Source organism: Variovorax pasteuri, assembly GCF_051216435.1.
Taxonomy (GTDB): Bacteria; Pseudomonadota; Gammaproteobacteria; order Burkholderiales; family Burkholderiaceae_C; genus Variovorax.
On sequence record NZ_JBPJZS010000011.1, the window covers coordinates 1 to 25,441 of the forward strand.

Genomic DNA, 25,441 nt, shown 5'->3' on the forward strand with positions numbered 1-25,441 from the left:
GTGGACGTCTGGGAGCACGCCTACTACATCGACTACCGCAACCTGCGTCCGAAGTTCGTCGAGACCTTCCTGGCCAAGCTGGCCAACTGGGACTTCGCGGCGAAGAACTTCGGCTGACCGATCAGCCGTTGATCAGGTTCAGGATGTTCCCATCGGGGTCCTTGAACCACGCGACCTTCATGTCGCCCATGACATGGAGGTCGCCTTCGAGCTTCGTATCGGGCATGTCGTAGTGCTCGAAGCGCACGCCCTTGGCCTTGAGCGCAGCAACGAGGCGCTCGATGTCCGCGCCGACCTGCCAGGTCACCGCCGTCGCCTGGTTCGTGCCGGCGAACGACGAACGGTACACGTTGATGCGCGTGGTGCCGCTGCCGTAGACCACGACTTCGTCGCCTTCCGCGCCGACTTGCGCAAGGCCCAGCGTGCCTTCGTAGAAGCGGCGGGCCACCGCGAGGTCTTTCACCGCGAGGTTGGCCACCGCATCGATGTTTGCGAGCATGGTTGTCTCCTTTGTCTGGATCGACATTTCATGTTCGGCGCCGAAACCGCCCTGTCAAGTCGCCGCCGTCTGATACGGGACCCATCGCGAACCACGAAAACACCGCCGCGGCGCTTGCGGCACACTGCACCCTTGGTGCAGTGAGGCCCAAAGACCTCCATCGCCGCTGCTGCAACCCCGATCCGTCCAGACAAAGAGACAAACCCATGATCCGCAAACTCACCCGCACGCTGGCCCTTGCGCTGGCACTCCCCCTCGCGTTCGCCGCGGCCGCCGCGCATGCGCAGAGCTACCCCGCCAAGCCCATCCGCATGATCGTGCCCTTCCCGCCCGGCGGCGGCACCGACATCCTGGCGCGCCTGGTGGCCCAGAAGCTCACCGAGACCAACCACTGGACGGTGGTGCCCGACAACCGTGGCGGTGCCGGCGGCACCATCGGCATCGCCGAGGCCGCGCGCGCCGCGCCCACGGGCTACGACATCGTGATGGGCCAGAAGGACAACATGGTCGTGGCGCCCTGGCTCTACAAGAACCTGAGCTACAACCCGGTGAAGGACCTGACCGCGGTGGCCCACGTGGCCTACACGCCGGTGGTGATCGTCACGCAGGCCAACTCCAAGTTCAAGACGCTCGACGACGTGGTGAAGGCCGCGCGCGCCGCGCCCGACACCGTCACCTACGGCTCGCCGGGCAACGGCACCACCATCCACCTGGCCGGCGAGATCTTCGACAGCGCCGCCAAGATCAAGATGCGCCACGTGCCCTACAAGGGCTCCAACGCGGCCATGATGGACGTGCTGGCCGGCAACGTCGACCTGATGGTGTCGTCGGTGCCTTCGGCCATGGCGCAGATCAAGTCGGGCAAGCTGCGTCCGCTGGCCGTGACCTCGGCCAAGCGCAGCACCTCGCTGCCCGACACGCCCACCGTGGCCGAGCTCGGCTACAAGGACTTCGACGTGAGCACCTGGTACGGCATCTTCGTGCCGGCCGGCACGCCCAAGGATGTGGTGACCCTGCTCAACGCCGAAATCAACAAGCTGCTGGCCACGCCCGAAATGAAGGCCGCCATCATCGCCCAGGGCGCGGAGCCGCAGAGCATGACGCCGGCCCAGTTCGGCACGCTGCTGAAGACCGACTACGACAAGTGGAAGGGCATCGTGCAAGCCTCGGGCGCGACAATCGAATAAGCCTGCGCACCGCAGAATGGTGTCTCCAGAACAAGCCGCACCGACGGCATGGAGACACCGATGGTTCATTCGCTTTTCCTGAAGACAGCCGCCCTGGCAGCGGCTGCCGCCTTCTTGCAGGGCTGTGCGCAGACGCCTGCCCAGTCCTCTCTTCAGCCGCCTTCCAACGCCAGCGTCGCCGCCCACGTCGCGGCGGCCACCCAAGCGGCGGGCACCGACCTCGGCCCCCTGCTCACGCTGTGCAAGCCCGCGCCCGCCGCGCAGCCGCCGCAGGCCGAGCTCGACAGGGGCCTCACCGCCCTCATCAACAAGCCGGCACCGCCGCCCGGCAAGGCCTTCGACAACCTCTACTTCGTGGGGGCCGACTGGGTCAGCGCCTGGGCGATCAAGACCTCCGACGGCATCATCCTCATCGATGCGCTGAACAACCAGGTGGAGGCTGCCGCGCTCGTCGAGGGCGGCATGCGCAAGCTGGGCCTGGACCCGGCGCAGATCAAGTACGTGGTGGTCACCCACGGCCACGGCGACCACTATGGCGGCGCGCCCTACCTCGCCAGGAAGTACGGCGCCCGGGTGGTGATGAGCGACACCGACTGGACGATGACCGAGACCAAGCTCGAGTTCGCCACGCCGATCTGGGGCGCGCCGCCCAAGCGCGGCGCCAACGACATTTCGGCGAAGGACGGCGACCGCGTCACGCTGGGCGACACCACGGTCACGCTCTACCTCACGCCCGGCCACACCATGGGCACCCTCTCGCCGGTGTTCGACGTGACTTCCGGCGGGCAGAAGCACCGCGTCCTGCTCTGGGGCGGTACCTCCTTCAACTTCGGCAAGAACGTGCCGCGCCTGGACAGCTACATCGACGCCACGCGGCGCATGTCCACGGTGGTCGCGGCACAGAAGATCGACGTGCTGGTGTCCAACCACTCGGCCATCGACAGTTCGCAGGCCAAGCTGGCGGCGCTGCGGCAGCAGCCGGCAGGGGCGGCGAATCCGTTCGTGCTCGGCACGCCGACGGTGGCGCGGGCGTTGAACGTGATGGGGGAATGCGCGCAGGCGCAGCGCGATCGGTTCACGATGCAGTGAGGCTTCCCGTCTTGCTCCTTCCCCCTTTGGGGGAAGGTCGGGATGGGGGCTGACGGCAATCGACAGGCCGACAGCCATTGATACGCCGCTTGCCCCCGCCCCTGCCCTCCCCCAGAGGGGGAGGGAGCAATCTCCCCGCTCAGTCCGGCACGAACTTCGTGTTGAAGATGTCGACGTCCGACGCCAGCTCGAAGGTCACCACCTGCCCCATCTTCCCGTCGCTCATGCGGCAGGCCGAGAACAGGCTGCTGCGCCCCTTGAAGTAGAACTCGTCCAGCACGATCAGCGCGTACGGGTACGGCACGAAGACCTGGTGTTCGAAGATGACGCGGTGCACGTTGCGCGGCGACGGAAAGAGCTTGTAGTCGTTGGTGTCGATCGACTTGGCGGTGGCCATGGTGTGCTGCCGTTTCTTCTTTGAGGCTCAGGCCGGGTCGCGCACGTCGGCCACGGGGTTCGCGCCGAAGTCTGCACGCGCCAGGTACTTCAGCACCTTGGCCGCGGCCGTGGCCGGGCTGTCGAGCAGGCCTTCGTTCTTCATCTTCTCGAAGCGCGTGCGGTCCGGGAATTTCTCGGCGGTGGCGCCGCGCAGCTGTACCTGCATGTCGGTGTCGATCACGCCGGGCGCCAGCGAGACGATGCGCGCGCCGTTCGGCGCATGGGCTTCCTCGAGCGCCACGGCGCGCGAGAAGTGGTCCATGCCGGCCTTGGAACCGCAGTACGGCGCCTGGCTGCCCATGGCGTTGCGGCCCAGGCCCGAGGAGATGTTCAGCACCTTGCGCGCGCCGCGCCATTCGCGCGTGGCGCCCAGGAAGGCGGAGGTCAGCAGCATCGGCGCTTCGAGGCCGATGCGCAGGGCCAGCGACAGCTCGGCGGCCACGGCGCCCGACAGCGGCGCGGGGTTGCCGACGGTGCCCGCGTTGTTGATGAGCGTGACGCTGTCGAAGCGCTGCGCATCGACGGTCTGCAGCCAGGCCGACAGGCGCGCCGCGGCGGCGACCGGATCGGACAGGTCCTGCTCCCATTGCGTGAGCTCGGCGCCCGCGGCCTTGGCCGCCTCGGCCAGCGCGGGGCTTTGCTTGCGCGAAATGCCCAGCACCGTGTGGCCGGCCTGCAGCAGCTGTTCGGCCATGGCCTGGCCCAGGCCGCGCGAGGCGCCGGTGATGAGGGTGAGGTGGGAAGAAGCGGTCATCTGGAAGAAAGTCTTTCTGGAAAGAAGGCGGGAGGTTAAGGGGTAACGAAAAGCCTCGCGGCTCAACCGGTCCTGAATTGCTTGCGCAGGAAGGCGCGATGCCTGGCGATGTGCTGCAGCTGCGCAGGCGCCACGGTGCCGCCCAGGTCGATTTCGTCCGCGCCGTTGAGCACCGCGTTGGCGTTCGTCATGGCGCGCGCCACGACCTCTTCCTCGCTCACGCCGAGCTGCGCCGCCAGGTCGAGCGCCACGCGCCGCATGGCGCGCTGCGACAGCATCCACATGGCGCCGAAGCGGTCCCAGGCGAGCGCGGCCTCTTCGGACTTCTCGCGGTCGGCGAGGATCTCGCTGAGCGGCTTGGCCAGCACCGCGTCCAGTTCCTCGAGCCTTTCGGCCAGTTGCTCATTGCGCGCGAGGGCCTCTTCGAGCGTCGGCCCGGCCTCTTCGGCCTTGGGCTTCTTCGATGGCTCCGGCGGGGGAATGAACGCGGCCTCCGCGTTCGCGGGCACGATCTGTATCTGGTCTTTGAGCGTCATGAGGTTTCCGTTTCCGCGGAGGGTTGGCTGTTCTTCTTGTTCGACATCGCGCTCACGCGCAGGCCCGGCAGGTCGAGCACGCGCAGGCCACCGTACTCCACGCGGATCAACCCCTGCGCGGAAAGGCCGTTGAGCGCCTCGTTCACGCGCTGGCGCGACAGGCCGACCAGGTAGGCCAGCTCCTGCTGCGTGATGCGCAAGACTTCGCCCACGCCCGGATACAGCACCGGGTTGAACAGCGACACCAGGTTGCGCGCCACGCGCGCGTCGGGGTTGTTGAGCCGGTCGATCTCCAGCGCCGCGATGAACTGGCCCAGCCGCTCGTTGAGCTGGTTCATCACGAAGCGGTTGAAGCCGATGGAGTGGTCCAGCAGCCAGTGGAAGCTCTCGATCGGCAGCCCCGCCACCACGCTGCGGCGCAGCGCCTGGATGTTGTAGCGGTAGGGCTCGCGCTTCATCACCGTGCCTTCGCCGAACCAGCCGCCGGGCGGCACGCCGGTGTAGGTGACCGAGCCGCCGTCGGCGTTGTCGTTGCTCATCTTGAGCAGGCCTTCGACCACGCCGAACCAGTAGGTGGGCGAGCGGCCGACGCGGCACACCAGGTCGCCGGGCTCGGCCTCGCCCACCACCAGCGCGGCCTCGGCGCGGCGGCGCTCGGCGGGCGTGAGCGTGGGCAACCAGGGGATGCCATCGAGCTCGGCGGCGTTGGCGGGGCGCACGCGGTCCTTGATCGAACCGCCGAGCACGCTGTGAGAACCGCCATGGGAAGGATTGCCTTGAGGCATCGGGAAACTCCGGGGAGTAGTGTCCCTAGGATTGTCGTTGGAACGACACCCGGGCGTCAAAGTGAGACCTACGATCCGCCCACTGTGCAAACAACCGCTCCCACCTTCCCCCGTCTGCTGCTCGCGCATGCCGAAGCCCGACCCGAGTCGCCCGCCGTGCGCGAGAAGGACCTCGGCATCTGGCAAACCTGGACCTGGAACGCCGTGGCGCAGGAGGTGCGCGAAATGGCCTGCGGTCTCGCGAGCCTCGGCTTCAAGGCCAACGACCACCTGGCCATCGTGGGCGCCAACCGCCCGCACCTGTACATGGCGGTGGTCGCCGCGCAAAGCCTGCGCGGCGTGCCGGTGCCGCTCTACCAGGACGCGGTGGCCAGCGAGATGGTGTTCATGCTGGAAGACGCGGGCATCGAGTTCGTGTTCGTCGAGGACCAGGAGCAGGTCGACAAGCTGCTGGAGTGCCGCGAGATCCAGAAGGAGCGCTACCCCGCGATCCGCCACATCATCTACGACGACCCCAAGGGCCTGCGCCACTACGACCAGCCCGGGCTCATGAGCTACGAGCAGTTGCGCGCGCTGGGCCGCGAGTTCGACAAGGCCAACCTGGGCTACTACGACCGCGCGGTGGCCGCCGGCGAAGCGACGGACGTGGGCGTGATCCTCTACACCTCGGGCACCACCGGCCGCCCCAAGGGCGTGTGCCAGACGCATGCGAGCTTCATCGCGGCGGGCCGCGGCGGCGTGGAGACCGACCGGCTCGGCCCCGGCGACAACATCATGAGCTACCTGCCGATGGCGTGGGTGGGCGACCACCTGTTCTCGGTGGCGCAGTGGCTGGTGGGCGGCTTCACGCTGAACTGCCCCGAGTCGGCCGAGACGGTGATGAACGACATGCGCGAGATCGGCCCGAGCTACTACTTCGGCCCGCCGCGCACCTTCGAAGGTTTGCTCACCGCCGTGTCGATCCGCATGGAAGACGCGGCGCGCCCGAAGCGCTGGCTCTATGCGAAGTTCATGGCGCTCGCGCAGCGCGTGGGCGCGGACATCCTCAACGGTGCGCCGGTCAGCACGGGCGACCGGCTGATGTACGGCCTGGGCAACCTGCTGGTGTACGGCCCGCTGCGCAACGTGCTGGGCATGAGCCGCATCCGCGTGGCGTACACGGCCGGCGCGGCCATCGGGCCCGACCTGTTCCGCTTTTACCGCTCCATCGGCGTGAACCTGAAGCAGTTCTACGGCCAGACCGAGACCTGCGCCTACGTGTGCCTGCAGCAGGACGGCAAGGTCAAGCTGCAGACCGTGGGCACGGCCGCGCCGGGCATCGAACTGAAGATCGCCGAAGACGGCGAGGTGCTGGTGCGCGGCGTGTCGGTGCTCAAGGAGTACTACAAACGTCCCGACGCCACCGCCGAGGTGCTCGATGCCAACGGCTACTTCCACACCGGCGACGCGGGCGTGCTCGACAGCGAAGGCCACCTGCGCATCATCGACCGCGCCAAGGACGTGGGCAAGCTCGTGAGCGGCGCGATGTTTGCGCCCAACTACATCGAGAACAAGCTCAAGTTCTTTCCGCAGATCAAGGAAGCCGTGTGCTTCGGCAATGCGCGCGACGAAGTGTGCGCGGCCATCAACATCGACTTCGAGGCCGTGGGCAACTGGGCCGAACGGCGCGGGCTGGCCTACGGCGGCTACGTCGACCTGGCGGGCAAGCCCGACGTGCTGGCGCTCATTGCCGAGTGCATCGGCAAGGTCAACGCCGACCTGGCGGGCGAGGACGGCATGGGCGAGACGCAGATCGCGCGCTTCCTGGTGCTGCACAAGGAGCTGGACCCCGACGACGACGAGCTCACCCGCACGCGCAAGGTGCGCCGCGGCTTCATCGCCGAGAAATACGCGGTGCTGCTCGAGGCGCTCTACGGCGGCAGGACCGAGCAGTACATCGAGACCCAGGTGAAGTTCGAGGACGGACGTACCGGGGTGGTGAATGCCACGCTCAAGATCGTCGAAGCGAAGACGTATCCCATCGTGAAGGCCGCGGCATGAGCACTCGCAAGACCGGCGAGGTCATCCTCGACGTGCAGAACATTTCGCTGAGCTTCGGCGGCGTGAAGGCGCTGACCGACATCAGCTTCGACGTGCGCGAGCACGAGGTGCGCGCCATCATCGGGCCGAACGGCGCGGGCAAGAGCTCGATGCTGAACTGCATCAACGGCGTGTACTGGCCGCAGCAGGGCTCCATCACCTTCCGCGGCCAGACCTTCAAGCACATGAACTCGCGCCAGGTGGCCGAGATGGGCGTGGCGCGCACCTTCCAGAACCTGGCGCTGTTCAAGGGCATGAGCGTGCTCGACAACATCATGACGGGGCGCAACCTGAAGATGAAGAGCGGGCTGCTGGCGCAGGCCTTTCGCTGGGGCCCGGCCGAACGCGAAGAGCTCGCGCACCGCGAGTTCGTCGAGCACATCATCGACTTCCTGGAGATCCAGGCGCACCGCAAGACGCCGGTGGGCCGCCTGCCCTACGGCCTGCAGAAGCGCGTCGACCTGGGCCGCGCGCTGGCCATGGAACCGCAGGTGCTGCTGCTGGACGAACCGATGGCCGGCATGAACGTGGAAGAGAAGCAGGACATGAGCCGCTTCATCCTCGACGTGAACGACGAGTTCGGCGCGACCATCGTGCTGATCGAGCACGACATGGGCGTGGTGATGGACATCTCCGACCGCGTGGTGGTGCTGGACTACGGCAAGAAGATCGGGGACGGCACGCCCGATGAAGTGCGCAACAACGAAGACGTGATTCGGGCTTATCTGGGTGTGGAGCACTGACGCCATGCCAATCGTCGCCATGAAGCATTGCTCCTTCCCCTTCCGGGGGAAGGTTGGGATGGGGGCACGACGGCCCTCGCAAAGCAGCAGCGCCTCATCGACCGCCGCCTGCCCCCACCCCAACCCTCCCCCGGAAGGGGAGGGAGAAAAACGGAGAACCTGGGTGTGGAGCACTGACGCAATGCCCAACTCGCCTCTGATGCATTGCTCCTTCCCCCTCTGGGGGAAGGCTGGGATGGGGGCACGACAGCCCTCGCAAAGCAGCTGCGCCTCATCGACCGCCGCGTGCCCCCACCCCAACCCTCCCCCAGCGGGGGAGGGAGAAAAACAAGAAAGAAACTGACCATGGGCTTTTTCCTCGAAACCCTCTTCGGCGGCCTCATGGTCGGCATGCTGTATTCGCTGATCGCCATCGGCTTCGTGTTGATCTACAAGGCCTCGGGCGTCTTCAACTTCGCGCAGGGCGCGATGGTGCTGTTCGCGGCGCTGGCCATGGCGCGCTTCTCGGAATGGTTCCCGCTGTGGTTCGGCTTCCAGAGCCTGGTGCTCGCCAACATCCTGGCCTTCATCGCGGCCATGGCCGTGATGATCGCCGTGGCCTGGCTGATCGAGCGGCTCGCGCTCAGCAAGCTGGTGAACCAGGAAGGCATCACGCTGCTGATGGCCACGCTGGGCATCGCCTACTTCCTGGACGGCCTGGGCCAGACCATCTTCGGCAACGACATCTACAAGATCGACGTGGGCATGCCCAAGGAGCCGCTGATGGTGCTGCAGGGCACCTTCGAAGGCGGCCTGCTGCTGAGCCAGGAAGACCTGGTCGCCGCGCTGGTGGCGGCCGGCCTGGTGGTGGTGCTGGCCATCTTCTTCCAGAAGACCGCCACGGGCCGGGCGCTGCGCGCAGTGGCCGATGACCACCAGGCGGCGCAGTCCATCGGCATTCCGCTCCAGCGCATCTGGGTGATCGTGTGGTCGGTGGCCGGCTTCTCGGCGCTGGTGGCCGGGATTATCTGGGGGTCGAAGCTGGGCGTTCAATTCTCGCTGTCGCTGGTGGCGCTGAAGGCGCTGCCGGTGGTGATCCTGGGCGGGCTCACCTCGATACCCGGCGCCATCATCGGCGGCCTCTTGATCGGCGTGGGCGAGAAGCTGTCTGAAATCTATCTCGGCCCCATGCTCGGTGGCGGCATCGAGATCTGGTTCGCGTATGTGCTCGCACTGGTTTTCCTGCTGGTTCGTCCGCAGGGCCTGTTCGGCGAAAAAATCATCGATCGGGTCTGAGCCATGTTCTACAGAGAGAACGGTCAATTCAAGTCCAGCTACCGGGCCGATCAACAGATCTTCCCGATTGCGCAGGACCGCATCGCGATGCTCGTGCTGCTGCTCGTGGCTTTCATCGTGGTGCCGCTGGGCGTGTCGGACTACTGGATGCGCGCCATCCTCACGCCCTTCCTCATTCTTTCGCTGGCCGCGCTGGGCCTGAACATCCTGGTGGGCTATTGCGGCCAGATCTCGCTGGGCACCGGCGCCTTCATGGCGGTGGGCGCCTATGCGGCCTACAACTTCCAGGTGCGCATCGAGGGCATGCCGCTCATCGCCTCGCTGCTGCTGGGCGGCCTGTGCGCCACGGTGATCGGCGTGCTCTTCGGCATTCCGAGCTTGCGCATCAAGGGCCTGTACCTTGCGGTGGCCACGCTCGCGGCGCAGTTCTTCACCGACTGGGCGTTCCTGCGCATCCAGTGGTTCACCAACAATTCTTCCTCGGGCTCGGTGAGCGTGGCGGGGCTCAACGTGTTCGGCGTGCCGATCGAATCGCCGGTGCAGAAGTACCTGTTCTGCCTGGCCTTCGTGGTCGTGTTCGCCCTGCTCGCCAAGAACCTGGTGCGCAGCGCCATCGGCCGCGAGTGGATGGCCATGCGCGACATGGACGTCGCCGCGGCGGTGATCGGCATTCGCCCGGTGTACGCCAAGCTCACGGCCTTTGCGGTCAGCAGCTTCATCGTCGGCGTGGCCGGCGCGCTGTGGGGTTTCATTCACCTGGGCGCGTGGGAGCCGGCGGCGTTCAGCATCGACCGCTCGTTCCAGCTGCTGTTCATGGTGATCATCGGCGGGCTCGGCTCGATCATGGGCAGCTTCTTCGGCGCCGCCTTCATCGTGCTGCTGCCGCTGTTCCTGAACCAGCTGCCCGCGTGGCTGGGCTTCTCGATTTCCACCGCGCTGGCCTCCCACCTGGAGACCATGATCTTCGGCGCGCTGATCGTGTTCTTTTTGATCGTCGAGCCGCACGGCCTCGCGCGGCTGTGGTCCACGGCCAAGGAGAAGCTGCGCCTCTGGCCCTTCCCGCATTGATTCGTTTCCAGCGTTCCCGTTCGTTCGTAAAAAACCCGGCACCGAGGTGCCCACATAAGGAGACAGGCATGAAACTGAAATCGCTCGCTCTGACCGCCGCCCTGGTGGCCAGCACCCTCGGCGCCATGCTCGCGCCATCGATAGCCAGCGCGCAGGCCAAGGAGCAGTTCTTCCCGCTGCTGGTGTACCGCACCGGCCCCTACGCACCCAACGGCACGCCATGGGCCAACGGCAAGCAGGACTACCTGAAGCTGGTCAACGCGCAGGGCGGCATCAACGGCGTGAAGATCACGTTCGAGGAATGCGAAACCGGCTACGCCACCGACAAGGGCGTGGAATGCTACGAGCGCCTGAAGGGCCGCCCCGGCGTTGCGTTGTTCGACCCGCAGGCCACCGGCATCACCTTTGCGCTGACCGACAAGGTGCTCACCGACAAGATCCCGCTGGTCACGCTGGGCTACGGCCTTGCGGCCTCGCAGGACGGGGGCGTGTTCAAGTGGAACTTTCCACTCATGGGCAGCTACTGGACCGCGGCTGACATCCTGATCCAGCACCTGGGCAAGAAAGAGGGCGGCCTGGACAAGCTCAAGGGCAAGAAGATCGCGCTGGTCTATCACGACTCGCCGTTCGGCAAGGAACCGATCCCGCTGCTGCAGGAGCGCGCCAAGATGCACGGCTTCGACCTGTCGCTCATTCCGGTGACCGCACCGGGCGTGGAACAGAAGTCCGCCTGGTTGCAGGTGCGCCAGCAACGGCCCGACTTCGTGCTGCTGTGGGGCTGGGGCGTGATGAACTCCACCGCGCTGAAAGAAGCCGTGGCCACCGGCTTCCCGCGCGAAAAGATGTATGGCGTGTGGTGGGCCGGTGCCGAGCCCGACGTGAAGGACGTGGGCGCCAACGCCAAGGGCTACAACGCGCTGGCGCTCAACGGCTCGGGCACCGAGAACAAGGTGATCCAGGACATCCTGAAGCAGGTGCACGACAAGGGCCAGGGCACCGGTCCGAAGGACGAAGTGGGCTCGGTGCTCTACACGCGCGGCGCGATCATCTCGATGCTCGGCGTCGAGGCGGTCAAGCGTGCGCAGGAGCGCTTCGGCAAGGGCAAGGTCATGACCGGCGAGCAGGTGCGCTGGGGCCTGGAGAACCTGGCGCTCGACCAGAAGAAGCTCGACGCACTGGGCTTCGCCGGCGTGATGCGCCCGGTGAGCACCTCATGCCAGGACCACATCGGCTCGACCTGGGCCCGCATGGAAACCTGGGACGGCGCCAAGTGGAACATCGCACCCGACTGGTACCAGGCCGACGAGCAGATCATCAAGCCGATGGCCAAGGCTGCGGCCGACAAGTACGCCACCGAGAAGAAGCTGACGCGCCGCGAGGCAGCGGATTGCCAGTCTTGATGCACTGACGCACTCGGTAACGGTGGCGGCTCGCAGGAGCCGCCATTCAAAAGAGCAGCCCCGCTGTTCTTTCGAATGCTTCGGACCACACCATGAGCGAACCCAACATCCTTCTCAACGTCAACGGCATCGAGGTCATCTACAACCACGTGATCCTGGTGCTCAAGGGCGTGTCGCTCTCGGTGCCCGAAGGCGGCATCGTGGCGCTGCTCGGGGGCAACGGCGCGGGCAAGACGACCACGCTGCGCGCGGTGAGCAACCTGCTCGCGGGCGAACGCGGCGCGGTGACCAAGGGCACCATCGAGCTGCGCGGCGACCGCATCGAGGCGCTGTCGCCGGCGGAGCTGGTCAAGCGCGGACTGATCCAGGTGATGGAAGGCCGCCACTGCTTTGCGCACCTGACCATCGAGGAGAACCTGATGACGGGCGCCTACACGCGCACCGACGGCAAGGCCGCAGTGCAGCAGACGCTGGACAAGGTGTACGCGTATTTCCCGCGCCTGAAGACGCGGCGCACCTCCCAGGCGGCCTACACCTCGGGCGGCGAGCAGCAGATGTGCGCCATCGGGCGCGCGCTGATGGCCAACCCGACCATGGTGCTGCTCGACGAGCCCTCGATGGGCCTGGCGCCGCAGATCGTCGAGGAGGTGTTCGAGATCGTGAAAGACCTCAACACCAAGGAGCGCGTGACCTTCCTGCTGGCCGAGCAGAACACCAACATGGCGCTGCGCTATGCCGACTACGGCTACATCCTGGAGAACGGCCGCATCGTGATGGACGGCGAGGCGAAGAGCCTGCGCGAGAACGAGGACGTGAAGGAGTTCTACCTCGGCGTCGGCGGCGCGGACCGCAAGAGCTTCCGCGACGTGAAGAGCTACAAGCGGCGCAAGCGCTGGCTGGCCTGAAGTCCCCACCCCACAGACAACGAATCGATTGATGAAGGGTCCGGACATGACCGACCACTACGACCACCTCGAGATCCGCGACCCCGCGGAGCGCGAACGCGACCTGCTGGCCGCGCTGCCCAGGCAGATCGCGCAGGCCCAGAGCGCCGCACCAGCGTTCACGAAGATCCTCGACGGCGTCAAGCCCGCGGACATCACCACGCGCGAGGCACTGGCGAAACTGCCGGTCACGCGCAAATCGGAATTGCTCGAGCTGCAGAAGGCGCGCCGCGCCGACGATCCCTTCGGCGGGTTCTCGTCCATCGTGCGCGGGCCGCGCATGCCGCGCGTGTTCGCGAGCCCCGGCACCATCTACGAACCCGAAGGCGAGGCGCGCGACTACTGGCGCACCGCGCGCGCGCTGCATGCGGCGGGCTTTCGGGGCGGCGAGCTGATCCACAACAGCTTCAGCTACCACATGACACCCGCCGGCTCCATCATGGAAAGCGGCGCGCATGCCATGGGCTGCAGCGTGTTCGCGGGCGGCACCGGCCAGACCGAACAGCAGCTCGAAGCCATGGCCGACCTCAGGCCCGAAGGCTATGCGGGCACGCCGAGCTTCCTGAAGATCCTGCTGGAGAAGGCCGAGGAGAAAGGGCTCAAGCTGCCCTCGCTCACCAAGGCGCTGGTCTCCGGCGAAGCCTTTCCGCCCAGCCTGCACGACTGGATCGCCGCGCACGGCGTGAAGGGCACGCAGTGCTATGCCACCGCCGACCTCGGCCTGATCGCGTACGAGACCAGCGCGCGCGAAGGCCTGGTGATCGACGAAGGGGTGCTGGTCGAGATCGTGCGGCCCGGCACCGGCGACCCGGTGCCCGACGGTGAAGTGGGCGAGGTCGTCGTGACCACCTTCAACCCCGACTACCCGCTGGTGCGCTTCGGCACCGGCGACCTGTCGGCCGTGCTCGCGGGCACCTGCCCCACCGGGCGCACCAACCGGCGCATCAAGGGCTGGCTCGGGCGCGCCGACCAGACCACCAAGGTGCGCGGCATGTTCGTCCACCCCTCGCAGGTGGCGCAGGTCGTGCGGCGCTTTCCCGAAGTGCAGCGCGCACGGCTCGTGGTGTCGGGCGAGATGGGCGACGACCGGATGACCTTCAGGCTCGAATGCGCAGGCGCGCCCGAAGGACTCGACACACGCATTGCCGACGCGGTGCGCGAGGTGACCAAGCTGCGCGGCACCATCGAGCTGGTGGCACCGGGCAGCCTGCCCAACGACGGCAAGGTGATCGAGGACGCGCGCAGCTACAAGTAGCGGCGGTACAGCACGCGCGTGGCGGCGCGCGCAAGCACGACCGCCATCGCCGTGTAGAGCAGCACCAAGGCCAGCACGAAGCCGATGATGCCGCCCCCGCTGTAGAAGCTGAACGAGGTCTTCGCGGCCACGAACAGCCATGCGAGCGCCACGGCGATGCAGCTCACCTGCACCAGCAAAAAGGCCGACACCGCGGCCGCCACGGCCCTGAACGGCCACGCCAGCAACAGCCCGGGCCGCGTGCCGAGCCAGCCGCCCCAGGCCGCGAGCGCGAAGGTCACGAGGGCCGGCAGCACCCAGGTCAGCAGCAGAATGCCCACGCCCAGGTCGCTGGACGACGGCGCCCAGCGTGCCACGGCCAGACCGCTCCAAAGCTGCAGCGCCGCGAAGAGCGCGCCCACCAGCAGCGCGACGGCGCGGCGCGGCGACCCGGGGAGCGGCTCCCCGGCTGCGCCCTCTTCCTGCGCGGGTGCCCCTGCAACGCGGCTCTTCATCAGCGCGATGCGTGCCGCCAGCCACAGGCCGAGCACCAGCACCACCATCTGCACCAGCGACTGCAGCATCATGGCCACGCCCATGTACATGCGCGGCGAATAGGCGAAGACGCCCTCCAGCCGGCCGCCCGGCATGAACATCACCTGGACCTCGTAGAACAACGGGGTCAGCGCGTAGTAGTTCAGCACCATCGCCAGCACCCACACACCGCCGAAGCGCAGCCGCGCATCGTGGGCCAGCGCCACGCGGGCCGCGCCCTGGCGCTCCAGCGCATTGCGCCCGTGGCTCCACGACAGCGCCGCGGCCAGCAGCCAGGACATCGTCATGCCCGCGAGCAGCGTGACCCAGACGCCGGGCATGGTGTACGCGCCGCGCATCTGCTCGGCCTCGGGCGTGGAAGGCGCCAGCAGCAGGGCCATGTTGATGACGAACATGACCGCGTCGAGGCCCACCGCGATGAGCGCGAAGTCGCGGGGCAGGCGCAGTGCGCGTTGCAGGGAGGGATTCGCCGTCATATCAGAGTACTTTCGTTGATTCGCGCATGCCGCAGCGGCATGCGAAGACAGCGAGGGTATCGGATGGCGGCGCGCGCGCCGTGCAGGCTCAGTGCGCGAGCGCGGCTTCGGCCGCCTCCCTGGGTGCCGGGCCCACATACACCGACTGCGGCCGGATCAGCCGCCCCTTCTTCACCTGCTCGCGCGCATGCGCCAGCCAGCCGCCCACGCGGCCCGCGGCAAACACGCAGGTGAAGCTCTCGCGGCCGAAGCCCAGGGCCTCGAGCAGCAGCGCCGTGTAGAACTCGACGTTGGTCTCCAGCGCGCGGCCGGGCTTGGTCTCGCGCAGGATCGCGAGCGCGGCCTGTTCGGCCGCCTCGGCCAGCGCGAAGCGTGCGACGTTGACGCTGCCTTCGTCGCCAAGCCTGCGCAGCGCCCCCTTGAGCGCATCGGCGCGCGGATCGCGCACGCGGTAGATGCGGTGGCCGAAGCCCATCAGCCGCTGTCCGCCGGCCACCGCCTCCTCCAGCCAGGGGCGCGCGTTGGCGGCGGTGCCGATGGCGTCCAGCGCGTCGAGCACCGGTCCCGGTGCGCCGCCATGCAGCGGGCCCTTGAGCGCGCTGATGCCCGCGAGCACGGCCGAGGCGAGCCCCGCGCCGGTCGATGCCACCACGCGCGCGGCGAAGGTCGAGGCGTTGAGCCCGTGGTCGCACACGGTGACGAGGTAGGTGTCGAGCGCGGCGGCCTGCACGGGCGCGGGCATGCGGCCGTGCAGCATGCGCAGCATGTCGGTGGCGTGCGGCAGGGACTCGTCGGGCGCGAGGGCCTGCACGCCCAGGCGCCAGCGCATGACGGCTGCGGTGTAGACAGCGGGTGCGGCCACCAGGCGCAGGGCGGTGGGCAGATCGTCGCCGTCGGGCAGGCGCGCGAGCAGCGCGCGCACGGCCTCGATGGGCGGCATGCGGCGCAGCACGGCGTCGTCGTTGGGTTGCAGGCGCTCGAAGGCTTCGCGGCGTGCGCGGCCGATGGCGGCACGCAGGCCGTCGGCGGGCGGCAGCGTGTCGAAGAAGCCGTCGAACAGCAGCGCGACCACGTCTTCATAGCGCCAGCGCTGCGCGATCTCGTCGAGCTCATGGCCGCGGATCACCAGCCGGCCGGCGGCACCGTCCACCTCGGACAGCACCGTGCGTGCGGCCACCACGCCTTCGAGGCTGCCATCGTCGTCGTTCATCGTCTTTGCTCCTGGGTTTGTCACGATGCGATGGATTCTGGCCGTACGGATATTGACGTCAATCTTGATCTATTCTGTCAACATGACCTTGACCAAAGCACCGCTCTGGCTGCCCGCCGCCGACGCCCTCGAACTGATGCAGGTCCGCCCGCAGACGCTCTACGCCAGCGTGAGCCGCGGGCGCATCCGCGCCAAGCCCGATGCAACGGACCCGCGCCGCAGCCTCTACCACCGCGACGACGTGCAGCGCATCGCGGCGCGCACGCGCGGGCGCCGCAGCACCGAGACGGTGGCCAGCGAGGCGATCCAGTGGGGGGAGCCGGTGCTGGCGTCGGGTGTGTCCACGGTGGTCGGGGGACGGCTGCTCTACCGAGGGCAGGATGCATGCGAGCTGGCCGAACGCGCCACGCTGGAAGAGGTTGCCGGCGTGTTGTGGGAGAGCGCTGCGGCCCGCTTTGCCGCCGCCACTGCTGCAGCGTCGACACCGAAAGGCGCCGCGCCGCTCCAGGCCGGCCTGGTTGCGCTCGCATCGCGCGCCACCACCGACCTCCCCACGCGCGGCCGCTCGCGCGCCGCGCTGCAAGCCGAGGCGGCCGACGTCATCGGCACGCTGGCCGATGCACTGCTCGGCGCCGCCCCCCTTTCCGCGCGCGCGATGCCGCTGCACATGCGCATGGCCAGCGCCTGGCGGCGCCCGCGCGCAGCGGACGACCTGCGCCGCGCGCTGGTGCTGCTGGCCGACCATGAACTCAACGCGTCCACTTTCGCGGCGCGTGTGACCGCATCGACCGGCGCTTCGGTGGCCGCCTGCCTGCTCACGGGCCTCTCGACATTGACTGGCCCGCTGCACGGTGGCGCCTCCGCCGCGGTGCAAGCGCTGATGCGCAACGCGGCAGCCATCGGCACCGAGGCCGCCGTGCGCGAATGGCTCGCGCACGACAGGCCGTTGGTGGCCTTCGGTCACCCGCTCTATCCGAACGGCGATGTGCGCTGCGGCGCACTGCTTGCCGGCATCGAGCTGCCCGCGGCGTTCACCGAGCTGCGCGCCATCGGCGGGAAGCTGCTGGGCGAGGCCGTCAACATCGACTTCGCACTCGCAGCCATGGCGGCCGTCCACAGGCTGCCCGCGGGCGCACCGCTCATCCTGTTCGCGCTGGCGCGCAGCGTCGGCTGGACGGCCCATGTGCTGGAGCAACAGGCCACGGGGCAGTTGATACGCCCCCGCGCGCGCTACACCGGGCCTGCCGCCGCGGTCACTGAAGCTGCGCCTCGTGCGCCACTTCGAAGAGCTTCGTCATCTCGCGGTTGAAGGCCGGCAGGTCGTCGGGCTTGCGGCTGGTCACGAGCAGGTGATCGACCACGACGTCCTGGTCGATCCAGGTCGCACCCGCGTTCTGCAGGTCGGCGCGCAGCGATGGCCACGAGGTCATGTGCCGGCCCTGGACGCCGCCCGCGTCGATGAGGGTCCACGGTCCGTGGCAGATGGCGGCGATGGGCTTGCCCGCTTCCACGAAGGCCCGCACGAAGGCGACGGCCTTCTCGTCGATGCGCAGCGCATCGGGGTTGACCACGCCGCCCGGCAGCAGCAAGGCGTCGAAGTCTTCGGCGCTGGCACTCTGCAGCGGCACGTCGACCGTGAAGCTGTCGGCTTGGTCGTGGTGATGCCAGCCGCGCACGCTGCCGTCCATGGGCGAGACGATCTGTGTCTGCGCGCCGGCAGCGTCCAGCGCCTTGCGGGGGTCGGTCATCTCGACCTGCTCGAAGCCGTCCGACACGAGGATGGCGACCTTCATTCCGTCGAGGGAAGACGAGGTGATGGGCATGGGTGAATCACTCCTGGGTTGGTGGTTTCATGGCAATGAAGACCCACCCTAAGCCCCGCCCTCGCGCACCGCATCGTCCTGCGCCGGGTCCGCCTGTCGGACAAGTCGACGGGCAGACCCGAACGCTGAAACCCTACTTGCGGCAGCCCTTGGGCAGCGCCTTCTCCGGCAGGTCGTCGCCCGCCACGCAGCGCCAGGCGATGCCGCTGTCGGCCTCCGAGGGCTCCATGCGCAGGGTGCCCTTCACGCCCTTGGGCAGGGTCGCCTCGACGACCATGCTCTGCGGGTCGAGCGTGAGGGTGGCACCGCCGGGCAGCGTGTCGGGCAGGCGGGCGGCGGCCAGGGACTCGGGCGTCTCTTCCTTCTCGGTGTAGTAGTTGCCAAGCGCCTCGCGCACCGAAGCGCCTTCGTACCAGGCCTGCGCCACGACCGCGCGGCTCGTGTATTCCTGGTAGGCCGGAATGGCCAAGGCCGCCAGCACGCCGATGACGGCCACCGTGATCAGCGCGCCGAGGGCGCCGCCGCCGGCCCGCCCGGTGTAGGGCACGAAGATCGCCAGCACATAGGCCAGCGGGTTGCGGCTGGGCAGCCGGGCTTCCCGGTCGAGCACCCGCGCCACGCGCTTGGTGAGCCAGGGATAGCCGGCGATCAGCTCGTGGAACGAGGCCCAGAAGCCGCTGTTGCCCGCCGACTGCGCCGCATAGGCCTGCAGGTTGACGTTGCGCCACTGGTGCGCGCCGGCAGCCAGCGCCACGAGCGCGCGCGGCGCGGAGTCGGGCTCTTCGCAGCAGGCCTCGCCGTGCAGGTCGCAGGTGTATTCCTTGGCGCGCGCATAGGCCGCGCCCAGCAGCGGCAGCCACAGCACGGGGGCGCGCCAGATGTGGCCCGTGAGGTGGCCGCGCCGGATGTGGCCGAGCTCATGGCCGATGTAGAAATTGACGCCGTCGGGCTGCCGCTCCATGGCGTCGACCACGTCGGACAGCAGCACCACGAAGTTGCGCCCGAAGAAGCGCGTGGCGAAGGCGTTGAACATGCCGTCGCCGTGCAGCAGGTAGGCCTCGGGCGGCTTCTCGATGCCCAGGAAGCCGCAGCACGCCTCGAAGCGCGCATGCAGCTCGGGCAGCTGGGTGGGCGAGAGCTTCACGCCCGTCCCCTTGATCCAGGCGATGACGGCCGACTGTGCGAACACATAGCCGATGAAGCCCAGCAGCACGTAGACCAGCGCGATGCCCAGCGTGCCGACGACCAGCAGCAGCCAGACCAGCAGGCCGAGCCACAGCGTGATGTTGCCGAGCCAGCGCTCGCGCGGATAGACCCATGGATCCATTGGAATTTCCTCCTCGTTGCGGCCTGGAAGACCGCTTGGTTTGTGGTTCTTTCTGCGCGCCCCCCGGCGCGGCCTGCACGCGCCGATCATGCCCCAGCACAGTGCAGATTTCGATGCAGGTCTAAGGGCTATTCGCTATAGGTCAGGTCGTGGTCAGCCGATAAGATCGCGGCCGTTTGACACCCCCATCACGGAAATCGGAGACCACATGAAGAAACTGTTCGCCCTCGCGGCGATTGCCGCCGCAGCTGCCGGAGCCCACGCCCAGGACTTTCCTGCGGGCAAGACCGTCACGCTCGTGGTGCCTTTCGCAGCCGGCGGCCCGACCGACCGTGTCGCGCGCGACCTGGCGGAAGCCATGCAGAAGACGCTCGGCACGACGATCGTGGTGGACAACACCGCCGGCGCGGGCAGCTCCATCGGCACGGCCAAGGTGGCGCGCGCCAACCCCGACGGCTACACGCTGCTGCTGAACCACATCGGCATGTCGACCATGCCGGCGCTCTACCGCAAGCTGCCGTTCAACGTCGAGACCGACTTCGAGTACCTGGGCATGGTCAACGAAGTGCCCATGACGCTCATCGGCAAGCCCACGCTGCCGGCCAACAACTACAAGGAACTGACGGCCTGGATCGAAGCCAACAAGGGCAAGATCAACCTGGGCAACGCCGGCCTGGGCGCCGCGTCCCACCTGTGCGGCCTGCTGTTCCAGAGCGCGCTGAAGGTCGAGATGACGCCGGTTCCCTACAAGGGCACGGCGCCCGCCATCGCCGACCTGCTGGGCGGCCAGATCGACCTGCTGTGCGACCAGACCACCAACACCACCTCGCAGATCGAGGCCAAGAAGGTCAAGGCCTACGCCGTGACCACGGCCAAGCGCCTGACCACGCCGGCCCTGAAGGACCTGCCCACGCTCCAGGAAGCGGGCGTCAAGGGCTTCGAAGTGTCGATCTGGCACGGCGTGTACGCCCCCAAGGGCACGCCGGCACCGGTGCTGAAGAAGCTCAACGAAGCCATCAACGCCGCCATGAAGGACCCGGGCTTCATCAAGCGTGAAGAGGCGCTGGGCGCGGTGATCACCACCGACAGCCGCACCCAGCCGGCGGAACACAAGAAGTTCGTCTCGGCCGAAATCGCCAAGTGGGGCCCGATCATCAAGGCCGCGGGCGTGTACGCCGACTGATCGACAGTCTTCCACACGCGCAGCCGCAAGGCCGCCTGAGCCCCCCGGGGCCAGGCGGCTTTTTTGTTGATGCTCGCCGCCGGCGTTCTTCCACGTCCACGCGCTTTTCTACTTCGGCCGCACGGCGTCCGCCGTTCCCTGGATGAAGGCCTTGATGCTCTCGATGTCGTCGCCCGAGAGCTTGCCCGTGAAGTCCGGCATGCCGCGCGCCATGGCCGGGCCCTTCAGGATGAACTTGTCCAGGTTCTCGATGTAGGCCGCGTCCATGTAGCCGAGGTTGGGAATGTTGCCCCCGCGGTCCACGCCCGGCACGCCGTGGCAGAAGACGCAGTTGCTCACATAGAGCATGGTGCCGGCCTGGACCTTGGCGGGGTCGTACTTCACGCCCTGCACCAGCTTGTCCATGCGGTACTGCACGAAGTCCGGCATCTTGGCGGTGCCGCCCACCGCGAAGGTGTAGACCGTGCCCGGGCCCTGCTTCTCGGTGGCGCGCTGCGCCAGGCCGTACACGCCGCCCCAGCCCACGGCCACCGACACGTACTGCTTGCCGTCGACCATGTAGGTCGAGGGCGCCGCCACCACGCCGGTGCCGGTGGGCGTTTCCCAGAGCTTCTCGCCGGTCTTGGCGTTGTAGGCCAGCAGGCGGCCGTCGGCCGTGCCCTGGAACACCAGGTTGCCGGCGGTGGTGAGCGTGCCGCCGTTCCAGGGCGACACGTAGTCCACGCCCCAGGCCTCCTTCTGCGTCACCGGGTCCCAGGCCACCAGCCGACCCGAGGGCTTGCTCTTGGGCGGCTCGGCGTTGGCGAACTTGGCCGTGTTCCATCCCAGCGCGGAATGCGGGCGGCCGGGCACGTCCTCGTTGAACTTCCAGTCCTTGTCGTCCATCAGGTTGATCGGCACATGCTGCGAGGGCAGGTAGGCCAGGCCGGTCTGCGGGTTGAACGACATCGGGTGCCAGTTGTGCGCGCCGAAGGGGCCGGGGATGGCGTCGTTGGGCTTGGTGCCGTCGCGCGCGGACGCCACCACGTCGGGCCGGCCGTTCTTGTCGTAGCCGGTGGCCCAGTTCACTTCGGTGAAGTTCTTTGCCGAGATGAACTTGCCGTTGGTGCGGTCGATGACGAAGAAGAAGCCGTTCTTCGGCGCATGCAGCAGCACCTTGCGCGGCTTGCCGTCGAGCTTCACGTCGGCCAGGATCATCGACTGCGTGGAGGTGTAGTCCCAGTTGTCGCCGGGCGTCTCCTGGTAGTGCCACTTGTACTTGCCGGTGTCCGGGTCCAGCGCCACCACCGAGCCCAGGTAGAGGTTGTCGCCGCCCTTGGGGCTGCGCGCCTTGTGCGACCACGGCGAGCCGTTGCCGGTGCCCACGTACATCAGGTTGAGCTCGGGGTCGAAGGCAAAGCTGTCCCATGCGGTGCCGCCGCCGCCGGCCTCCCAGTATTTGCCGCTCGGGTCCCAGGTCTTGGCGGCGCGCGCCATCGATGCGTCCTCGAAGGGCTTGCCCGGGTCGCCGGGCACCACGAACCAGCGCCACTTCTGATCGCCCGTCTTTGCGTCGTAGGCGGTCACGAAACCGCGTACGCCGTACTCGGCGCCGCCGTTGCCGATGATGACCTTGCCCTTGAACACGCGCGGCGCGCCGGTGATGGTGTAGCTGCCCTTCTGGCCGTCGAGCGTGTTCTTCTCCCACACCGTCTGGCCGGTGGCCGCGTCGAGCGCGATCAGGCGGCCGTCGTAGGCCGCCACGTAGACCTTGCCCTCGTAGAGCGCCACGCCGCGGTTCACCACGTCGCAGCAGCCCCTGTAGCCTTTCGATTTGTCGACCTGCGGATCGAAGGTCCACAGCTTCTGCCCGGTGCGGGTGTCGATGGCGTGCACCACGCTCCACGAGGCGGTGACGTACATGATGCCGTCCACCACCAGCGGCGTGGCCTCCACGCCGCGCGTCGACTCGAGGTTGTACGACCAGACCAGCCCCAGGTCCTTCACGTTGGCCGCGTTCACCTGGTCGAGCCTGCTGAAGCGCGACTCGGCGTAGTCGAGGCCGACGCTGGGCCAGTCGGGGGTTTTCTTCTGCGCGGCATTGGCGCGGATGAAGCCGCCGTCGACGCGTTTCGTGGCGGCGGCGGCCCGGTCCTGGGCGTTCTGGGCCGTGGCCGCGGTCGATGCGCCCAGGCACAGCAACGCGCCGGCGAGCACGAGCAGCCCGGTGGGTGTTTTTGTCATCGCAGGTCTCCTTTGTGCCGCAAGGATCGTTCGCGCGGGCCTTGCCTTCATCTTGGGGATTTCCCCAGTCCGGCGATGTTCCATTGCGGAACACATTCGACGCTGGTCCCGAACCGGGAGGCAACGAACCCATGGCCCTCGACAGAATCGGCACGGCGGATGCGCCGCGCCAGCTCTTTGCCAGCACGCCGGCGCAGCGCGTGGCGCTCGCGCGGCAGCAGTTCTTCGAGGAAGGCGTGCGCCCCTCGGGCCTCGTGGGCGAGGCGGTCATCCAGTCGTGGCTGCGCTGCAGCCGCACGCACGCCGACCGCCAGCGCATCGTGCCCTTCGACGCCGTCACGCCGAGCCGGCTGCATGCCACGCTGGCGCGCAACCGCGAGCTGCTCGAGGTGGCGCGGCAAGAACTCGCGCAGATGGAAAACATGCTCGCGGGCACCGACTGCCGCGTGATCCTGACCGACAGCGAAGGCGTGGTGGTGCACGTCACCGACCAGCCCGCCGCCGCGCACCAGCCGGTGCTGCGCAAGACGGCGCGCGTGGGCGTGAACATTTCCGAGCGCATCGTCGGCACCACCGCGCCGGGCATCGTGGCGAGCACCGGCCAGGCCTGCACGGTGGACGGCGCGGAGCACTACTTCGACGTGCTGTGCCACATGCAGTGCGCGGCCGCGCCGATCCGCGGCGTGAACGGGCAGCTCGCCGGCGTGCTCGACCTCACGGCCGAGGCGCGGCGCTTCGGCTTCGACGCGGCGTCGGTGGTGGCGCTCTATGCCACGACCATCGAGAACCGGCTGCTGCAGGCGCAGTCGCGCGACCACCTGATCCTGCGTTTCCAGGCCAGCCCCACGCTGCTGGGCACGCCGCTCGAAGCCCTGGCGGGCATCGCGCCCGACGGCACCATCGCATGGCTCAACAACGCGGGCGCGCGGCTGCTGGGGCGGCTGCCCGAGGCGGCGCACGAGCGCGACGTCGAATGCCTGCTGGGGCACGACCTGGCGAGCCTGCTGCGGCTGGGACGGCCCGGCCGATGCGAGGCGGCGCAGCCCCTGCGGCTGGCGAGCGGCCTGGGCGTGTGGGTGCAGGCGCACCTGAAGGGCTCTGACGGCGTGGACTTTCGGCACGCGGTGGCGATGCCGGGCGAGGCGGCACCGATCGGCATCGAACGCGGCGCGCATGCGATGGCCGCCGAGGCCGGCGCAAGCGGCGGCGGCAGCGCGCCCGTGGCGCCCGTGGCGCACGCCGCGCACGCCGCGCACGCAGAAACGCTGCGCGCGCACAGCCGCAAGCTGATCGAGGACACGCTCGCGGCGCACGGCGGCAATGTGTCGCAGGCGGCGCGGCAGCTGAACGTGTCGCGCGGCACGCTCTACCGGCGGCTGCGCGGCTGGCGCGATGGGGAGGAACGCGAGGAAGGGGAAGGCGGCGCCGCGCCGGCTCCGGATTGAAGGATCAGACCGCCGCGCGGGCCAGCGCACGCGCGCGGCGCGCCTTCGCGTCGGGCTGCAGCGGCCGCAAGTACTCGTGCAAGGCCAATGCGGCGGCGCCCACCGCGGGCGCCAGCGCGTCGTAGCGCGAGGTGCGCAGCTCCGGCGGCGGCATGCCCGCGCCGTCCGCATGGCGCTTGACGCTTTCGAACGCCGCCTGCGCAAAGCCGCGATGGTCCGCGCACGCCTTGCCGCCCAGCACGATCGCGCGCGGATTGAAGGTGACCCACAGGTTCTGCAGCAGCACGCCGAAGAAGGCCGCGGCGCGCGGCATGTCGGCGCCCGGGCGTTCCAGCACGCGCGAGCCGAAGAAGGCCTCGGCGCAGCCGCGGCGCCCACACGAGCACAGCGGCCCGTCGAGCTCGAGGATGGTGTGGCCGATCTCGCCCGCCATGCCCTGCGCGCCGGTGAAGAGCCGGTCGTTCAACACCACGCCCGCGCCCACGCCCACGTCGCAGTTGACGAAGATGAGCGGGTCTTCGCCGTCCTTGCCGGCACCGGCCGCGAACTCGTACTCGCCGAGCGCGGCAGCGTCGGCGTCGTTCTGCAGTTGCACCGTGACGCCGGGCAGGCCGACGGCGGCAAAGGCCTTCTCGAGCTCGGGCAGCAGGCTCACGTTGCGCCAGCCGAGGTTAGGCGCGAAGCGGACCACGCCGGTGCAGTCGTCCACCGCGCCGGGCACGCACACGCCGATGCTCGACAGGCGCAGCGCGAGCTTCTTCAGCTGCGCGTGGGCGGCCGACGCCATGCGCGCGACCTGCGCGCACACGCCGGCCGGCGAGCCGTCGGTCAGCGCGTGGGTGTCCGCGTACAGCACCTCGCCCTGCAGCGAGACGCACACGAGGCGCACGGTTTCGACGGCGATCTCCACGCCCATCAGCGCGCGCACGCCGACATTGATCTGCAGCGGCGTCGAGGGGCGGCCCAGCCCGTCGTTCACGGCCGCATCGGATTCCTTCAGCCAGCCCTCGTCGAGCAGTTCGCGCACCAGCAGGCTCACGGTCGATTTGGTGAGACCGCTCTCGCTGGCGAGCCGTGCGCGCGACAAACCGGACTGCGCGCGCAGCAGCCGCAGCAGCACGCTGCGGTTCATGCGCTTGAGCAGCTGCTGGTCGCCGATGGTGGTCAC

24 protein-coding genes are annotated in these 25,441 nt (G+C 68.4%); 13 read left to right on the forward strand and 11 right to left on the reverse strand.

Annotated features, from left to right (window positions below):
* Positions 1-117 (forward strand): Fe-Mn family superoxide dismutase (locus ACSFBM_RS29025; protein ID WP_435487099.1); only part of this gene is annotated, 117 nt, incomplete at its 5' end.
* 4 nt (positions 118-121) lie between these two features.
* On the opposite strand, the gene ACSFBM_RS29030 is transcribed toward ACSFBM_RS29025, so the two are convergent.
* Positions 122-499 carry a VOC family protein gene (locus ACSFBM_RS29030; RefSeq protein ID WP_435487491.1) on the reverse strand — a complete coding sequence of 126 codons (378 nt, stop codon included), beginning with the start codon at positions 497-499 and terminating at the stop codon, positions 122-124.
* A 206-nt stretch (positions 500-705) separates the two neighbouring features.
* On the opposite strand from ACSFBM_RS29030, the gene ACSFBM_RS29035 reads away from it, so the two are divergent.
* Both ACSFBM_RS29035 and ACSFBM_RS29040 read left to right on the forward strand, forming a co-directional pair.
* A complete protein-coding gene (locus tag ACSFBM_RS29035; protein ID WP_435487492.1) occupies positions 706-1,686 on the forward strand; it encodes a Bug family tripartite tricarboxylate transporter substrate binding protein in 981 nt (326 codons plus the stop codon).
* Positions 1,687-1,746: 60 nt separating this feature from the next.
* Positions 1,747-2,775, forward strand: coding sequence for an MBL fold metallo-hydrolase (locus ACSFBM_RS29040; RefSeq protein ID WP_435487493.1), 1,029 nt, complete (start codon positions 1,747-1,749; stop codon positions 2,773-2,775).
* Positions 2,776-2,914: 139 nt separating this feature from the next.
* On the opposite strand, the gene ACSFBM_RS29045 is transcribed toward ACSFBM_RS29040, so the two are convergent.
* From ACSFBM_RS29045 to ACSFBM_RS29060, 4 genes are all read right to left on the reverse strand, one after another.
* Entirely contained in the window at positions 2,915-3,172 is a 258-nt protein-coding gene (locus ACSFBM_RS29045) for a hypothetical protein (RefSeq protein ID WP_435437561.1), read from the reverse strand.
* 27 nt (positions 3,173-3,199) lie between these two features.
* Complete coding sequence (locus tag ACSFBM_RS29050; RefSeq protein WP_435437560.1) at positions 3,200-3,967, reverse strand: SDR family NAD(P)-dependent oxidoreductase; 768 nt, start codon at positions 3,965-3,967, stop codon at positions 3,200-3,202.
* Positions 3,968-4,029: 62 nt separating this feature from the next.
* Positions 4,030-4,503 (reverse strand): hypothetical protein, encoded by a 474-nt coding sequence (locus ACSFBM_RS29055; protein WP_435487494.1) that lies wholly within the window; start codon positions 4,501-4,503, stop codon positions 4,030-4,032.
* On the reverse strand, positions 4,500-5,288 hold the full coding sequence (locus ACSFBM_RS29060) for a Crp/Fnr family transcriptional regulator (RefSeq protein WP_435487495.1): 789 nt from the start codon (positions 5,286-5,288) through the stop codon (positions 4,500-4,502). The genes ACSFBM_RS29055 and ACSFBM_RS29060 overlap by 4 nt, the downstream gene beginning before the upstream one ends.
* An 84-nt stretch (positions 5,289-5,372) precedes the next feature.
* Here ACSFBM_RS29060 and ACSFBM_RS29065 point away from each other — a divergent pair, with 84 nt between their 5' ends.
* The 7 genes from ACSFBM_RS29065 to ACSFBM_RS29095 all read left to right on the forward strand — a co-directional run bounded on the left by ACSFBM_RS29065 (position 5,373) and on the right by ACSFBM_RS29095 (position 14,052).
* Complete coding sequence (locus ACSFBM_RS29065; protein ID WP_435487496.1) at positions 5,373-7,328, forward strand: AMP-dependent synthetase/ligase; 1,956 nt, start codon at positions 5,373-5,375, stop codon at positions 7,326-7,328.
* Positions 7,325-8,110: an ABC transporter ATP-binding protein gene (locus ACSFBM_RS29070; protein ID WP_435437556.1), complete on the forward strand. Its 786-nt coding sequence runs from the start codon at positions 7,325-7,327 to the stop codon at positions 8,108-8,110. Before ACSFBM_RS29065 ends, ACSFBM_RS29070 begins: the two co-directional genes overlap by 4 nt.
* A 345-nt stretch (positions 8,111-8,455) precedes the next feature.
* Positions 8,456-9,385 carry a branched-chain amino acid ABC transporter permease gene (locus tag ACSFBM_RS29075; protein WP_435487497.1) on the forward strand — a complete coding sequence of 310 codons (930 nt, stop codon included), beginning with the start codon at positions 8,456-8,458 and terminating at the stop codon, positions 9,383-9,385.
* Between the two features lie 3 nt (positions 9,386-9,388).
* Positions 9,389-10,453: a branched-chain amino acid ABC transporter permease gene (locus tag ACSFBM_RS29080; protein WP_435487498.1), complete on the forward strand. Its 1,065-nt coding sequence runs from the start codon at positions 9,389-9,391 to the stop codon at positions 10,451-10,453.
* 68 nt (positions 10,454-10,521) lie between these two features.
* Positions 10,522-11,853, forward strand: a complete 1,332-nt coding sequence (locus ACSFBM_RS29085; protein ID WP_435487499.1) for an ABC transporter substrate-binding protein — start codon at positions 10,522-10,524, stop codon at positions 11,851-11,853.
* A 92-nt stretch (positions 11,854-11,945) separates the two neighbouring features.
* The gene (locus ACSFBM_RS29090; RefSeq protein ID WP_435487500.1) at positions 11,946-12,758 is read left to right on the forward strand and encodes an ABC transporter ATP-binding protein; all 813 of its coding nucleotides are present in this window, start codon (positions 11,946-11,948) and stop codon (positions 12,756-12,758) included.
* A gap of 46 nt (positions 12,759-12,804) precedes the next feature.
* Positions 12,805-14,052, forward strand: coding sequence for a phenylacetate--CoA ligase family protein (locus ACSFBM_RS29095; RefSeq protein ID WP_435487501.1), 1,248 nt, complete (start codon positions 12,805-12,807; stop codon positions 14,050-14,052).
* Here the strand turns inward: ACSFBM_RS29095 and ACSFBM_RS29100 are convergent.
* Entirely contained in the window at positions 14,043-15,062 is a 1,020-nt protein-coding gene (locus tag ACSFBM_RS29100; RefSeq protein WP_435487502.1) for a hypothetical protein, read from the reverse strand. The genes ACSFBM_RS29095 and ACSFBM_RS29100 overlap by 10 nt on opposite strands.
* 88 nt (positions 15,063-15,150) lie before the next feature.
* Positions 15,151-16,272 carry a citrate synthase/methylcitrate synthase gene (locus ACSFBM_RS29105; protein ID WP_435487503.1) on the reverse strand — a complete coding sequence of 374 codons (1,122 nt, stop codon included), beginning with the start codon at positions 16,270-16,272 and terminating at the stop codon, positions 15,151-15,153.
* An 82-nt stretch (positions 16,273-16,354) separates the two neighbouring features.
* Between ACSFBM_RS29105 and ACSFBM_RS29110 the strand changes: the two genes are divergently transcribed.
* Positions 16,355-17,581 (forward strand): citrate synthase, encoded by a 1,227-nt coding sequence (locus tag ACSFBM_RS29110; protein WP_435487504.1) that lies wholly within the window; start codon positions 16,355-16,357, stop codon positions 17,579-17,581.
* Here the strand turns inward: ACSFBM_RS29110 and ACSFBM_RS29115 are convergent.
* Together ACSFBM_RS29115 and ACSFBM_RS29120 are read right to left on the reverse strand one after the other, a co-directional pair.
* A complete protein-coding gene (locus ACSFBM_RS29115; RefSeq protein WP_435487505.1) occupies positions 17,526-18,095 on the reverse strand; it encodes a type 1 glutamine amidotransferase domain-containing protein in 570 nt (189 codons plus the stop codon). The two genes, ACSFBM_RS29110 and ACSFBM_RS29115, sit on opposite strands and share 56 nt — an antisense overlap.
* Before the next feature lie 133 nt (positions 18,096-18,228).
* On the reverse strand, positions 18,229-19,422 hold the full coding sequence (locus tag ACSFBM_RS29120) for a M48 family metalloprotease (RefSeq protein ID WP_435487506.1): 1,194 nt from the start codon (positions 19,420-19,422) through the stop codon (positions 18,229-18,231).
* 208 nt (positions 19,423-19,630) lie between these two features.
* On the opposite strand from ACSFBM_RS29120, the gene ACSFBM_RS29125 reads away from it, so the two are divergent.
* The gene (locus ACSFBM_RS29125; protein ID WP_435437545.1) at positions 19,631-20,605 is read left to right on the forward strand and encodes a tripartite tricarboxylate transporter substrate-binding protein; all 975 of its coding nucleotides are present in this window, start codon (positions 19,631-19,633) and stop codon (positions 20,603-20,605) included.
* 108 nt (positions 20,606-20,713) lie between these two features.
* Here the strand turns inward: ACSFBM_RS29125 and ACSFBM_RS29130 are convergent, their stop codons facing one another.
* Complete coding sequence (locus ACSFBM_RS29130; protein WP_435487507.1) at positions 20,714-22,828, reverse strand: PQQ-dependent dehydrogenase, methanol/ethanol family; 2,115 nt, start codon at positions 22,826-22,828, stop codon at positions 20,714-20,716.
* Positions 22,829-22,959: 131 nt separating this feature from the next.
* On the opposite strand from ACSFBM_RS29130, the gene ACSFBM_RS29135 reads away from it, so the two are divergent.
* Complete coding sequence (locus tag ACSFBM_RS29135) at positions 22,960-24,273, forward strand: helix-turn-helix domain-containing protein (RefSeq protein WP_435487508.1); 1,314 nt, start codon at positions 22,960-22,962, stop codon at positions 24,271-24,273.
* 4 nt (positions 24,274-24,277) lie between these two features.
* On the opposite strand, the gene ACSFBM_RS29140 is transcribed toward ACSFBM_RS29135, so the two are convergent.
* Entirely contained in the window at positions 24,278-25,441 is a 1,164-nt protein-coding gene (locus ACSFBM_RS29140; protein ID WP_435487509.1) for an ROK family transcriptional regulator, read from the reverse strand.